General features: G+C 67.7%; 11 protein-coding genes and 2 tRNA genes. 7 read left to right on the top strand and 6 right to left on the bottom strand.

Going from position 1 to position 13,202, the window contains the following annotated elements:
- Positions 1-8: 8 nt before the first annotated feature.
- The gene (locus DES41_RS36420; RefSeq protein ID WP_114472572.1) at positions 9-920 is read left to right on the top strand and encodes an SDR family oxidoreductase; all 912 of its coding nucleotides are present in this window, start codon (positions 9-11) and stop codon (positions 918-920) included.
- A gap of 10 nt (positions 921-930) precedes the next feature.
- Here DES41_RS36420 and DES41_RS36415 read toward each other — a convergent pair whose 3' ends face one another.
- Entirely contained in the window at positions 931-1,947 is a 1,017-nt protein-coding gene (locus tag DES41_RS36415; protein WP_114472571.1) for a S1C family serine protease, read from the bottom strand.
- A gap of 92 nt (positions 1,948-2,039) precedes the next feature.
- Positions 2,040-2,570 (bottom strand): Rrf2 family transcriptional regulator, encoded by a 531-nt coding sequence (locus DES41_RS36410; RefSeq protein ID WP_056660422.1) that lies wholly within the window; start codon positions 2,568-2,570, stop codon positions 2,040-2,042.
- A gap of 152 nt (positions 2,571-2,722) precedes the next feature.
- Between DES41_RS36410 and nhaR the strand changes: the two genes are divergently transcribed.
- From nhaR to rimO, 3 genes are all read left to right on the top strand, one after another.
- Positions 2,723-3,619 (top strand): transcriptional activator NhaR, encoded by an 897-nt coding sequence (nhaR, locus tag DES41_RS36405; protein ID WP_114472570.1) that lies wholly within the window; start codon positions 2,723-2,725, stop codon positions 3,617-3,619.
- Positions 3,620-3,834: 215 nt separating this feature from the next.
- On the top strand, positions 3,835-4,368 hold the full coding sequence (gene phaR, locus DES41_RS36400; protein ID WP_114472569.1) for a polyhydroxyalkanoate synthesis repressor PhaR: 534 nt from the start codon (positions 3,835-3,837) through the stop codon (positions 4,366-4,368).
- 34 nt (positions 4,369-4,402) lie between these two features.
- Entirely contained in the window at positions 4,403-5,782 is a 1,380-nt protein-coding gene (gene rimO / locus DES41_RS36395) for a 30S ribosomal protein S12 methylthiotransferase RimO (RefSeq protein WP_114472568.1), read from the top strand.
- A 127-nt stretch (positions 5,783-5,909) separates the two neighbouring features.
- Here the strand turns inward: rimO and DES41_RS36390 are convergent.
- Both DES41_RS36390 and DES41_RS36385 read right to left on the bottom strand, forming a co-directional pair.
- A tRNA-Leu gene (locus DES41_RS36390) sits at positions 5,910-5,994 on the bottom strand.
- Positions 5,995-6,238: 244 nt separating this feature from the next.
- Positions 6,239-6,323: transfer RNA gene (locus DES41_RS36385), tRNA-Leu, on the bottom strand.
- Positions 6,324-6,346: 23 nt separating this feature from the next.
- Between DES41_RS36385 and rnr the strand changes: the two genes are divergently transcribed.
- Together rnr and DES41_RS36375 are read left to right on the top strand one after the other, a co-directional pair.
- A complete protein-coding gene (gene rnr, locus DES41_RS36380; RefSeq protein ID WP_114472590.1) occupies positions 6,347-8,608 on the top strand; it encodes a ribonuclease R in 2,262 nt (753 codons plus the stop codon).
- 43 nt (positions 8,609-8,651) lie between these two features.
- Complete coding sequence (locus tag DES41_RS36375; protein WP_114472567.1) at positions 8,652-9,401, top strand: SDR family oxidoreductase; 750 nt, start codon at positions 8,652-8,654, stop codon at positions 9,399-9,401.
- A gap of 3 nt (positions 9,402-9,404) precedes the next feature.
- Here DES41_RS36375 and DES41_RS36370 read toward each other — a convergent pair whose 3' ends face one another.
- Both DES41_RS36370 and DES41_RS36365 read right to left on the bottom strand, forming a co-directional pair.
- Positions 9,405-10,835 carry an NAD(P)H-hydrate dehydratase gene (locus DES41_RS36370; RefSeq protein WP_114472566.1) on the bottom strand — a complete coding sequence of 477 codons (1,431 nt, stop codon included), beginning with the start codon at positions 10,833-10,835 and terminating at the stop codon, positions 9,405-9,407.
- Positions 10,836-10,863: 28 nt separating this feature from the next.
- Positions 10,864-12,114 (bottom strand): D-amino acid dehydrogenase, encoded by a 1,251-nt coding sequence (locus DES41_RS36365; RefSeq protein WP_114472565.1) that lies wholly within the window; start codon positions 12,112-12,114, stop codon positions 10,864-10,866.
- Between the two features lie 243 nt (positions 12,115-12,357).
- Here DES41_RS36365 and rpsB point away from each other — a divergent pair, with 243 nt between their 5' ends.
- Positions 12,358-13,110 (top strand): 30S ribosomal protein S2, encoded by a 753-nt coding sequence (rpsB, locus tag DES41_RS36360; protein ID WP_114472564.1) that lies wholly within the window; start codon positions 12,358-12,360, stop codon positions 13,108-13,110.
- Positions 13,111-13,202: the final 92 nt, after the last annotated feature.

Raw genomic sequence — 13,202 nt, 5'->3', positions numbered from 1 at the left:
CCAGGATTTTGCCTTCAAACCAATGTCCGCTCGGCGCGCTGCCCGCGCGCTTTCGCCGCACCCGTGTGCTGATCGTCGGCTGCGGCGACGTGGGCCAGCGCGTGGCCGCCCGCCTGCCGGCCGGCGTGCGCGTGCTGGCGCTGACCTCGTCGGCCGAGCGCGTGGCCGCGCTGCGCAGCCAGGGCCTGGTGCCGCTGCGCGGCAACCTGGACGATGCGGCCTCGCTGCGCCGGCTGGCGGGCCTGGCCGACCGCGTGCTGCACCTGGCGCCGCCGCCGGGCGCCGGCGGGCGCGATGCGCGCACGCGTGCCTTGGGCCAGGCGTTGCTGCGCCGCACGCGGCCGCGGGCGCTGGTCTATGGCTCGACCAGCGGCGTCTACGGCGACTGCGGTGGCGATTGGGTGGCCGAGACGCGCCGGCCGGCGCCGCGCACCGAGCGCGCGCTGCGCCGGCTCGATGCCGAGGCTGCCGTGCGCTTCCTGGGCCGGGCCGGCGGCGTGCGTGCCAGCGTGCTGCGCATTCCAGGCATCTATGCACCCGACCGTGCGGGCGGTACGCCGCGCGAGCGGCTGGCCAAGGGCACGCCGGTGCTGCGGGCCGAGGACGATGTCTACACCAACCACATCCATGCCGATGACCTGGCACGCGCCTGCATCGCCGCGCTGTGGCGCGGGCAGGCGCAGCGCGTGGTCAACGCCAGCGACGACACCGCGCTCAAGATGGGCGACTACTTCGACCTGGCGGCCGACTTGTACGGCATGGCGCGGCCGCCGCGCGTGGCGGCCGAGGAGGCGCGTGGCCAGTTGTCGCTGATGGTGCTGAGCTTCATGTCCGAGTCGCGCCGGTTGCTGAACCAGCGCCTCAAGCGCGAACTGCGGCTTGCGCTGCACCACCCGACGGCGGAGACCGGGCTGCGCTGACAGATGACGGTCAGATGCCCTTGGGCTTGCGCAGCGTGCTCAGGCGGTCCACGGGCTTGATGGTCAGGGTCTTCACGTCCGCGCCCTGCAGCACGGTGAGCTGCACCTCGGCCTGGGCATCGGCGCGGTCCCAGAGCTTCTTGTAGAAGCCTTCCAGTGTGGTCACCTTGGTGCCGTCCACCGCCAGCACCACATCGCCCGGCTGCAGGCCGGCCGCGGAGGCCGGACTGGCCTTGCCGACGCGCGCGACCTGCACGCGCCCCGATTGCTCCACGGAATTGACGCCCAGCCAGGGCCGCTTGCTGAGCCGCGTGCTGCCGGTGCTCTGCATTTCCGCGAGGATGGGCTTGAGCAAGTCCACGGGCACGAACATGTTGCCGGGCATGCGCTGGCCGGTGCCCAGCGCGTCCATCACGAACAGGCTGCCGATGCCGACCAGTTCGCCCTTCTGGTTGAACAGCGGTGCGCCGGAGTGGTTGGCGACTGGCGGGCTGGTGAACAGCGCGGTGTCGATGAAGTACTCCCAGTAGCCTGAGAACGCGCGCTTGCCGACCAGCTGGGTCATCGCCACGTCACCGCCATCGCCGCCTGTGGCCGCCATGAGCACCATGCCGGGCTCGAGCTCGGGATGGCTGCCGAGGGGCACCGCGCCCACGCCGCGCAGCGGCAGCAGCGGGCGCAGCAGCCCGAAGCCGGTGGCCAGGTCGTAAGCCACGGCCTGGGCCGGTAGCCGCCGGCCGTCCTGCGTGACGACCTGGATGTGCTCGGCCTCCAGCATCAGGTAGCCGATGGTGAGGATCAGGCCGTCCGGGCCGATCACCACGCCGGAGCCCTGGCGCTGGCGGCCCAGGGTCTCGGCGGAGCCGGCGTCCTCGCTGGCGACCACCTGCACACCGACCACGGCCGCGTGCGCGCGGCTCAGCGCGTCGATGATCTGCTGGACAGGGGGAGGGGTGGTGGCCGCCTGGCCCGGCCCCTGGGCAAGCGCCAGGGCAAGGACGAGGAAGGCGGATCGGATGCTGCGCATGGCGAACTCCCGAAGCTGGGGACGATGCGCACAGGATGCACCCGGAAACGAACCACTGCAAGGCCCGGGGCAAGGCCTTGCAGGTGCGGGCGTCAGCCCTTGAGTTGCAGGTACTGGCCGTAGGCGAAGACGGAGTTCGGTGCCCGCACGGTGGCCTGGCGCGGCCGCGGCTGCACGGCGGCCCGCCGGCGGCTGGGGGCGGCCTCGATCTCCACGCCCTTGGCGCGCTGCTCGTCGGCCAGCTGGCGCAGCGAGATGCCTTGCATGTAGTCGAGCATGCAGGCGGACAGGCTGTCCCAGAGGTCGCCGGCCATCTTGGCGTCTGGATCGCCTTGCGCCACGGCGCCTTGTGCGTCCTGTGCCGCCTGGTCGTCCACGGCCAGGATGATGTCGGCCACGCTGATGGCGCTGGCCTTGCGGGCGAGCGTGTAGCCGCCACCCGGGCCGCGTGCGCTCTCGACCAGGCCGGAGCGGCGCAGGCGGCTGAACATTTGCTCCAGGTACGACAACGAGATCTTCTGCCGGGCACCGATCGCCGACAGCGTCACGGGACCGAGGTGTTCCCGCAGTGCGACGTCGATCATCGCGTTCACGGCGAAACGGCTCTTGGTGGTCAATCGCATGACTGGGCTCCTTGTTGTAACGGGCTATGGGCGGAAAGGTGCAACTCTAAAGGTTCGAACACTTCGCGTATATTCGTATTTGAGACAAAAACACTTCGAGAAAAGCGATGGAACCTTCTGATCGGTTGACCCAGCTTTCGGCCGGAGGTTCCATGAACTTCAAGCATTTGCGCTATTTCTGGGTCGTGGCGAAGGCGGGCGGCGTGATGCGCGCTGGCGAGCAGTTGCACACGACGCCGCAGACGTTGTCGGGCCAGATCAAGCTGTTCGAAGACTGGATCGGGCACAAGCTGTTCCGCAAGGTCGGCCGCCGGCTCGAACTGACCGAGCAGGGCCGCGTCGCGCTGGACTACGCCGAGGAAATCTTTGCGCTGGGCGCCGAGCTGGAGACATCGGTACGGCACAAGCGTGGCGAGCGCCGCTCGCTGGACTTTCGGGTGGGCGTGGCCGACGCGGTGGCCAAGTCGGTGGTCTACCAGCTGCTGGAGCCGGCCCTGGACGGGCCTGAGCCGGTGCGGCTGATCTGCCACGAGGGCAAGTACGAGGATCTGCTGGCCCAACTGGCGCTGCACCGGCTGGATTTGCTGATCGCGGACGAGCGCGTCTCGCCCAAGGTCAGCGTGCGCGCCTTCAACCACCTGCTGGGCCGCAGTTCCATGACGTTCTTCTGCGCCGACAGCCTGCGCGAGCGGCTGGGCGAGCGCTTCCCGCAATGCCTGGAAGGTGCGCCCATGCTGGTACAGGGGCCGACGGCCTCGGTGCGCCGCCAGCTCGATCCCTGGCTGGTGCGCCACCGCCTGCGGCCGCGCATCGTCGGCGAGTTCGACGACACGGCGCTGATGAATGCCTTCGGCCGCGAGGGCCGCGGCGTGTTCATGGGGCCGACCGTGTTGGAGGCGCAGATCGCGGCGCAGTACCGTGTGGGTGTGCTGGGGCGCAGCGAGGAGCTGGTCGAGGAGTTCTTTGCGATCTCGGTGGAGCGGCGCATCAGCCACCCGAGCGTGGCGGCCATCACGCATGCCGCGCGCGCCAAGCTGTTCCACGTCTGAAGCGGCGGCGCGGAGACCGGATGGTCGAATGGAGCGGGGCATGGCCATGCAGCCTAAGGACATGCTTCTGAGCGCTCTGTAGGAGCGGGCGGACAAGCCACTGTCGGTGCCCATGCCGAGCCGGGCGCGCACCGTCAGGGTTATCCTTGGGCGCTGTCTGCAGGCCGCTCTCTAGAATCTGCTGCAGTGCAACGAGCACCAACCCGAGGAACGCAGTGCAGACCAAGAAGCCCAGCGCCGAGAAGCCGGCCCAGCGTGTGATCAAGAAGTATCCGAACCGCCGGCTCTACGACACGGACACTTCGACCTACATCACGTTGTCGGAAGTCAAGAAGCTGGTGATGGGCAGCCAGCCCCTCGTGGTGCGCGATGCCAAGACCGGCGAAGACCTTACGCGTTCCATCCTGCTGCAGATCATCCTGGAAGAGGAAGCCGGCGGCGCCCCGCTGTTCACCGAACAGGCGCTGGCCAACATCATCCGCTTCTACGGCAACACGATGCAGAGCTTCATCGGGCCGTACCTCGAGAAGAACATGCAGGCCTTCGTCGACATGCAGGCCAAGATGACCGAGCAATCCAAGAGCATGTCGCCCGAACTCTGGTCGCAGTTCCTGAGCATGCAATCGCCCATGATGCAGGGGATGATGGGCAACTACGTCGAGCAGTCCAAGAACGTCTTCGTGCAGCTCCAGGAGCAGATGCAGAAGCAGACCGAGCAACTGCTCGGCTCCCTGGTCGTCAAGCGCTGACACCCGCCGCCTGCATCGCGGCGACAATAGCGCGATGACAGTTGCAGAAGCCCCCACGAAAGTCCCGAAGATCGGGTTCGTGAGCCTCGGATGCCCGAAGGCGCTCACGGACTCCGAACTCATCCTCACGCAGTTGAGCGCCGAGGGCTACCAGACCAGCAAGACCTTCGAAGGTGCCGACCTGGTGATCGTCAACACCTGCGGCTTCATCGACGATGCCGTCAAGGAGAGCCTGGACACCATCGGCGAGGCGCTGGCCGACAACGGCCGCGTGATCGTGACCGGCTGCCTGGGCGCCAAGACCGGGCAGGGCGGCGGCAACATGGTGCGCGAGATGCACCCGAGCGTGCTGGCCGTGACCGGCCCGCATGCGACACAGGAGGTGATGGACGCCGTCCATGCCAATTTGCCCAAGCCGCACGACCCCTTCGTGGACCTGGTGCCGGCGCAGGGCATCAAGCTCACGCCCAAGCACTATGCCTACCTCAAGATCAGCGAGGGCTGCAACCACCGCTGCACCTTCTGCATCATCCCCTCGATGCGCGGCGACCTGGTGTCGCGGCCGGTGGGCGATGTGCTCAAGGAGGCACGCGCTCTGTTCGAGGGCGGGGTCAAGGAGTTGCTGGTCATCAGCCAGGACACCTCGGCCTATGGCGTGGACCTCAAGTACCGCACCGGTTTCTGGGACGGCAAGCCGGTCAAGACACGCATGCTCGAACTCGTGCAGGCGCTCGGTGAACTTGCCGAGCCGCATGGCGCCTGGGTGCGGCTGCACTACGTTTATCCCTACCCCAGCGTGGACGACATCCTGCCGCTGATGGCCTCGGGCCGCGTGCTGCCGTATCTGGATGTGCCGCTGCAGCACAGCCACCCCGATGTGCTGCGCCGCATGAAGCGGCCAGCCAGCGGCGAGAAGAACCTGGAGCGCATCCAGCGCTGGCGCGAGATCTGCCCCGAGCTCGTGATCCGCAGCACCTTCATCGCCGGCTTCCCGGGTGAGACGGAGGAAGAGTTCGCCCACCTGCTCGACTTCATGCGCGAAGCGCAAATCGACCGTGCAGGCTGCTTCGCCTACAGCCCCGTCGAGGGTGCGGCAGCCAACACCATCGCGCCGATGCTGCCTCTGGAACTTCGCGAGGAGCGCCGTGCGCGCTTCATGGCGGTGGCCGAAGAGGTCTCGGCCGCGCGCCTGCGCAGGCGCATCGGCGCCAACATGCAGGTGCTCGTGGATTCGGCACCGGGCCTGGGGCGCAAGGGCGGCAAGGGCCGCAGCTATGCAGATGCGCCCGAGATCGACGGTGTGGTGCACCTGCTGCCGCCGGAGAAGATCAGCAAGACGCTCAAGGTGGGTGAATTCACACGTGCCCGCATCGTCGGCACTCAAGGCCACGATCTGGTGGCGGTGCCGGTTTGAGTCTGGCGGCAACGAAGGCCTCCTCTCACGGGGGAGGCTGTTCATTTTTGGCCGGCCCGGAAACAAAAAAGCCGCTGATGGCTCAGCGGCTTCGTTGCGATCTTTCCGACATGTGCCAATCGATGATTGGTGCCCAGGAAGGGACTCGAACCCCCACGATGTTACTCGCTAGTACCTGAAACTAGTGCGTCTACCAATTCCGCCACCTGGGCATCTCAGGAAGCCTACGATTATAGCAATGTTTTTTGGCCCGCTCTGCGTTTTCCACTCTGAAGATCGACAGGATTTCGTTCGGGGCGTGCGCGGGCTTATCGTCATGCCTGCAGCGGAGGATGCATCCTTTGCGTTGTCCGTGGGGTCGGCGAGCGCAGCGGCTGTTGTCGAGCAGGCAACAAAAAAGCCGCTGATGACTCAGCGGCTTCGATGTGTTCTTTCTGATGTGTTCCAATCGATGATTGGTGCCCAGGAAGGGACTCGAACCCCCACGATGTTACTCGCTAGTACCTGAAACTAGTGCGTCTACCAATTCCGCCACCTGGGCATTTCAGGAAAGAAAGCGATCATATCATCAAAAATTCCAACTACACAACAAGCCTTCTCGAAGAAGTGGAAGGCACGGTCCAGGGACACCGCGATGGGCACGGCTTCGTGCAGCGCGACGACGGCCAGTCGGACATCTACCTGCCTTCCAACGAGATGCGTGCGGTGCTGCACAAGGACCGCGTCAAGGCCCGCGTGGTGCGCTACGACCGCAAGGGGCGGCCCGAGGGGCGCGTCGTCGAGATCGTCGAGCGGCCGCCACAGCCCATCATCGGCCGCCTGCTGCAGGAGAGCGGCGTCTGGCTCGTCGCGCCGGAGGACAAGCGCTACGGCCAGGACATCCTGATACCGAAGGGCGCGACCGGCACGGCCAAGCCGGGCCAGGTCGTCGTTGTCGAGCTGATCGAGCCGCCGGCGCTGTACGGCCAGCCGGTCGGCCGGGTCAAGGAGGTACTGGGCGAAGTCGATGACCCCGGCATGGAAATCGAGATCGCGGTGCGCAAGTACGACGTGCCGCATGTGTTCTCGGACGCTTGCATCGCGTTGGCGCGCACGCTGCCCGACAAGGTGCGGCCGCAGGACAAGCGCCAACGCGTCGACCTGACCGACGTGCCGCTGGTCACCATCGATGGCGAGGACGCACGCGACTTCGACGACGCCGTCTACTGCGAGCCGACCAAGGTGGGCCGCAGCAAGGGCTGGCGGCTGTTGGTCGCCATCGCCGACGTGAGCCACTACGTGGAGACCGGCTCGGCCATCGACGTCGACGCCTACGAGCGCGCCACCAGCGTGTACTTCCCGCGCCGCGTGATCCCCATGCTGCCCGAGAAGCTGTCCAACGGCCTGTGCTCGCTGAACCCCGAGGTCGAGCGCCTGTGCATGGTCTGCGACATGCTCGTCACCTCCAAGGGCGAGGTCCATGCCTACCAGTTCTACCCGGCAGTGATGTTCAGCCACGCCCGTTTCACCTACACCGAGGTGGCGGCGATCCTGGCCAACACGCGCGGTGCCGAGGCCGTGCGCCGGCGCGCGCTGGTGCCGCAGCTGGAGCATTTGCACGACGTCTACCGCGCGCTGCTGGGCGCGCGCGGCAAGCGCGGTGCGGTCGACTTCGACACCGTGGAGACGCAGATCGTCTGCGACGAGAACGGCCGCATCGAGCGCATCGTGCCGCGCACGCGCAACGAGGCGCACCGGCTGATCGAGGAAGCCATGCTGGCGGCCAACGTCTGCAGCGCCGACTTCATCGCGCAGAACAAGCGCCCGGGCCTGTTCCGCGTGCACGAGGGCCCCACGCCCGAGAAGAAGGAAACGCTGCGCAACTATCTGAAGGCCGTCGGCGTCGCGCAGACAGTCAGCGACGACCCCAAGCCCGCGGAGTTCCAGGCCATTGCCGAAGCCACCAAGGACCGGCCGGACGCGCAGCAGATCCACACCATGCTGCTGCGCTCCATGCAGCAGGCGATCTACACGCCGACCAACAGCGGCCACTTCGGCCTGGCCTACGAGGCCTACACGCACTTCACGAGCCCGATCCGGCGCTATCCGGACCTGCTGGTCCACCGCGTGATCAAGTCCATCCTGGCGCGCACCCGTTACCAGTTGCCTGCCCTGCCGACGCCCGGCGAGGCCCATGCCAAGCTGGCCAAACGCCTGCAGAAGAACCAGGCCGCGCGCCTGAGCGACAAGGTGGCCGAGCCTGACCAGCGGCCGCGCAAGGTCAGCGCCGAGGTGCAGGCCTGGGAGGCGGCGGGCCTGCATTGCAGTGCCAACGAGCGCCGCGCCGACGAAGCCAGCCGCGATGTCGAGGCGTGGCTCAAGTGCAAGTACATGCGCGAGCACCTGGGCGAGGAATACGGCGGCGTCGTCACGGCCGCCACGAGCTTCGGCATCTTCGTCACGCTGGACGCAATGTATGTCGAGGGCCTGGTACACATCACCGAACTCGGCGGCGAGTATTTCAAGTTCGACGAGGCGCGCCAGGAACTGCGCGGCGAGCGCACCGGCATCCGCTATGCCGTGGGCACGCGCGTACAGGTGCAGGTCAGCCGCGTCGATCTGGACGGCCGCAAGATCGATTTCCGGTTGATCCGGGAAGGCGAGGAGTCTGGTCCCCGTAGCATCAAGGACAAGGCCGCCGCACGCGAGGCCGCCAGCGATGCCCGCTTCGACGGGGGGCGTCGCGACAGCCCCAAGCGGCGCGAAGACAGAAGCGGCGGCCTGGCCAAGACACTGAAGTCTGCCGGCAAGAAGGCCGCAGTGAACAAGGCACGCGGCCGGCGCTAGGCCAGGCCGCCGAAACGATCAATGCAAAAAAAAGGAGATCGCAATGAGTTCGAATGAAAAAGTGGCCATCGTGACCGGTGCAGGCACGGGCATCGGCAAGGCGGCGGCACTGGCGCTGGCCGCGGGCGGCTGGCGCGTGGTGCTGGCAGGGCGCCGGCCCGAGCCGCTGGACGAGGTCAAGGCTGCCGCAGGCACAGCTGCCCTCGTCGTGCCGACCGATGTGGCCGATGCAGGCTCGGTGGCAGCCTTGTTCGACACCGCCGTCAAGACCTATGGTCGCGTGGACCTGCTGTTCAACAACGCCGGTGTCAACGCGCCCGGCATCCCGCTCGAAGACCTCACGCTGGAGCAGTGGAAGAACGTGGTCGACATCAACCTGACCGGCATGTTCCTGTGCATCCAGCAGGCCTTCCGTGTCATGAAGTCGCAGACGCCGCGCGGCGGGCGCATCATCAACAACGGCTCGATCTCGGCCACCACGCCGCGGCCGAACTCCATCGCCTACACCTCCACCAAACACGCAGTCCAAGGCCTGACCAAGTCGGCTTCGCTGGACGGGCGCAAGTACGACATCGCGGTCGGGCAGATCGACGTGGGCAATGCCGGCACCGAAATGGCCATGCGCATGGCCAAGGGCGTGCCCCAGGCCAATGGCGAGATCGCGGTCGAGCCGCTGATGGATGTCAACATCGTCGGCCAGTCGGTGCTCTACATGGCCAACCTGCCGCTGGAGGCCAATGTGATGTTCCACACCGTCATGGCCACCAAGATGCCGTTCGCCGGCCGCGGCTGACGTTCAGTTGGCGGCGCGGGCCAGCGCCGACGCCGTGAGCGCCTGGCCCGCGGGCCAGGCATCGGCCAGGGCGCCATGCTGGTACACGGCGTGGCGGGCTGCTTCGCTGGCGCTGCTGCCGGCGGCCAGATGCGACGCCACGAAACCGGCGAGCACGTCGCCCGTGCCCGCGGTGGCCAGCCGGGCGTTGCCTGTGGGGTTGATGGCGGGCGCCTGCCCGGGTGCCGCGACCACCGTGCCCGAGCCTTTGAGCACGACAACGGCACCGAAGCGTTCTGCCAGTGTCTGCGCGGCCGCCAGGCGGTCGGCCTGCACTGCGGCGGTGCTGCTGCCCAGCAGCCTGGCGGCTTCGAGCGGGTGGGGCGTCAGCACCGTGGGCTGCCGACGCTGGCGCAAGCGATCCTGCAGGCCCTCGTCGGCCGCCAGCGCATTGAGCGCGTCCGCATCGAGCACGAGCTGGGCTGCTTCGGCCAGAACCTGCGGCAGCCAGGCCGCGATCTGCGGGCCGCCGCCGCACCCGCAGGCAACGGTCAGCCGGGCGAGCGCGAGTTCTGCGGGGGCGCGCCACATGAGTTCCGGCGCATCGGTCGTCAGGTCGGGGCCCGAATCCAGCGCGGCGACGTAGACGCGTCCCGCGCCGGCGTGCAGCGCGGCCGAGCCGGCCAGAACGGCCGCGCCGCGCATGCCGGGTGCGCCGCCCAGCACCGCCACATCGCCGTAGCTGCCTTTGTGGCTGGCGTGCGCGCGTGTGCGGGTGGGGGGCGGTCCGGCCAGCGTCGCATCGGCCTGCGCTGTCGCGCACTGCTGCAATGCGTCGAACCAGACCTGGCCCGCCAGGTCGCGGCCCACGCCGGTGAACAGGCCAGGCTTGAGCGTCAGCAGGCTCAAGGTGTGCTGGGCCTGCACGGCGGGGCCATTCGCCTGGCCGGTGTCCGCGGCGAGGCCGGTCGGCAAGTCGATGGCCAGCACCGGTGCGGCGCTGGCATTGAGTGCTGCGATGCAGGCGGCAAGATCGCCCGTGGCGGGGCGCGCGCTGCCCAGGCCCAGCAAGGCATCGATCGCAAGATCCTGCGGCTGCAGCTCCGGCATGGCGTCGGTGAACGGCACGCCGGCTGCGCGTGCGCGCGCCAGCGATGCCGCGGCGTCGGGCGCGAGGCGGTGTTCGTCGCCGAACCAGCGCACGCACGGCTGTCGGCCCCAGTGCTGCAAGTGCATGGCCGCTTCCAGCCCATCGCCACCGTTGTTGCCGGGGCCGCAGGCGATCCAGACCTGCCGCGCGTGTGGCGCCAATGCCAGTGCGAGCCGGGCCGCGGCCAGGCCGGCGCGCCGCATCAGCACATGGGGACCGGCTGCCGCGATCGCTTGGGCTTCGAGTCGCCGCGTGGCCGCACCGCCGTGTAACGGCCAGGCCCGGTCGAGGGTGATGGGGTGCATGCCGCGCATTGTGCGGCGCGTCCCGGCCCTACCGCCGCAGGCGTTCGATGCCCAGGCCTTCCGTGTCGACGGCGGGCGTGCGTCCCGCGATCTGGTCGGCCAGCACCCGTGCGCTGCCGCAGCTCAGCGCCCAGCCGCTGGAGCCGTGGCCCAGGTTCAGCCAGACCCCTGGGATGCCGCTGGCACCCAGCACCGGTGGCCCGTCCGGCAACATCGGCCGCGCACCCTTCCAGACCTGCACGCCCGCCTGCATGCTGGCAGCGCCCGGGAACCAGTCGTGCAGCACCTTGTAGAGCGTCTGCACCGAGGCTTCGCGGTGCACGTTCGGTCTGCCGCCGATCTCGGCGCTGCCAGCCACGCGGACGCGCTGGCCGAGCCGGGAGATCGCCACCTTGTAGCGCTCGTCCATCACGGCGCTGCGCGGCGCGTTCAGCCCTTCGCGGATGGTCGCGGTGATGGAGTAGCCATACACCGCCGCCAGCGGCAGATGCAGGCCCAGCGGTCGCAGCAACGGTGCGGAGCCGAGGCCGGCGCAGCAGACCAGTGCATCGAAGCCGCGCACGCTGCCATCGGCCAGGCGCAGCGTGACAGGCGGCCCGGCCTCGATTCGCGCAATGGCGCTGCCGAACTGGAAGTCGACGCCCAGGACCTGGGCCTCTGCCTTGAGCAGCATGCAGAACTGCCGACAGTTGCCGACTTCGTCATCGGGGAGCTGGATCGCGCCGTGGAAATCCATGTCCGGGCTCAGCGCGGGCTCGACCTGGCGTGCCGCCGCCGCGTCCAGCCGCGCGAAGCGCACGCCGGCGTTGCGCAGCACCTGCAGGCCTGGTTCGACCAGGCGGCCATCCTCCTCGGAGCGCAGCAGCACCATGTAGCCGTCGCTGCGGTCATAGGCCAGGCGCAGATCCTGGGTCAGCTGGTGCAGCCGGTCGCGGCTGTAGAAGGCTAGGCGCTGCATGCGCGTGCGGTTGGCGAGGTAGGTGTCCAGCTTGCAGGCACGCAGCCAGCGCGCCATCCAGGCCAGATCGCGTGCAGCCAGGGGCCAGCCCAGCTTGATCGGCGCGTGGCGCTTGAGCAGATAGCGCGCCACCTTGCCGGGCATGCCCGGTGCCGCCCAGGGCGTCACATAGCCCGGGGCCACCACGCCCGCGTTGGCGAAACTGGTCTCGGCCGCGGCGGCGGTGTGGCGCTCGTAGACGGTGACTTGGTGGCCGTCCGCGGCCAGCTCGTAGGCCGTGGTGATGCCGACGACGCCGGCACCGATGATGGCAATGTGCATGGGGAGGGGGCGCCACTGGGGTGGGCCCGTGATGTGCTAGACTCTTTGGGTTTTGCGAAGTGGTCCGGCCTGCCGGCGCCACGCGTCAAGTCAAATGACCTGGTCAAGTGACTAAAAAACGCAAGACAAATCGCAAACCCGCCCACATCAAGGTGTTGCGCCTGCATCGATCGCCCGGTTATAGACGGGTTGGCATGGCGCAAAACGGGCGGGATTTTAGACCCAACCTTTGGAGTTATTTCAATGTCCGTCACCATGCGCGAAATGCTGGAAGCCGGTGTCCATTTCGGCCACCAAACCCGCTTCTGGAACCCCAAGATGGCCCCGTTCATCTTCGGCCATCGCAACAAGATCCACATCATCAACCTGGAAAAGTCGCTGCCGATGTTCCAGGAGGCGGCCAAGTTCGCCAAGCAGCTGACCGCCAATGGCGGCACCATCCTGATGGTCGCCACGAAGCGCCAGGCCCGTGAGATCGTGGCCGAAGAAGCCCGCCGCGCCGGCGTGCCCTTCGTCGACCAGCGTTGGCTGGGCGGCATGCTGACCAACTTCAAGACGGTCAAGACCTCGCTCAAGCGCCTGAAGGACATGAAGGTCCAGCAGGAAGCCGGCCTGGACAACATGAGCAAGAAAGAACAGCTCATGTTCTCCCGCGAAATGGCCAAGCTGGAAAAGGACATCGGCGGCATCCAGGAAATGGGCGCGCTGCCCGACGCGATCTTCGTGGTCGACGTGGGCTTCCACAAGATCGCGATCGCTGAAGCCCGCAAGCTGGGCATTCCGCTGATCGGTGTGGTGGACTCCAACCACTCGCCCCAGGGCATCGACTACGTCATCCCCGGCAACGACGACTCGGCCAAGGCCGTGGCGCTGTATGCCCGTGGCATCGCCGATGCGATCATCGAAGGCCGCAACAGCGCTGGCGCCGATGTCGTCAAGACGGTGGCAGCCGGTGAGAGCAGCGACGAATTCGTCGAGGTCAACGAGGCCGCCTGAGCCTGACCCACGCGCGACATCCCGCGCGATCAAAGTGGGGCTGCATGGCCCCCTTTTTTTTAGTTCCTTGAATTCGAGATGGAGATCTGAGC

Origin of the sequence: Pseudorhodoferax soli (assembly GCF_003337555.1) — a bacterium.
In the GTDB taxonomy this organism is placed as follows: domain Bacteria; phylum Pseudomonadota; class Gammaproteobacteria; order Burkholderiales; family Burkholderiaceae_C; genus Pseudorhodoferax; species Pseudorhodoferax soli.
This window is presented reverse-complemented; position numbering and strand designations above follow the sequence as displayed.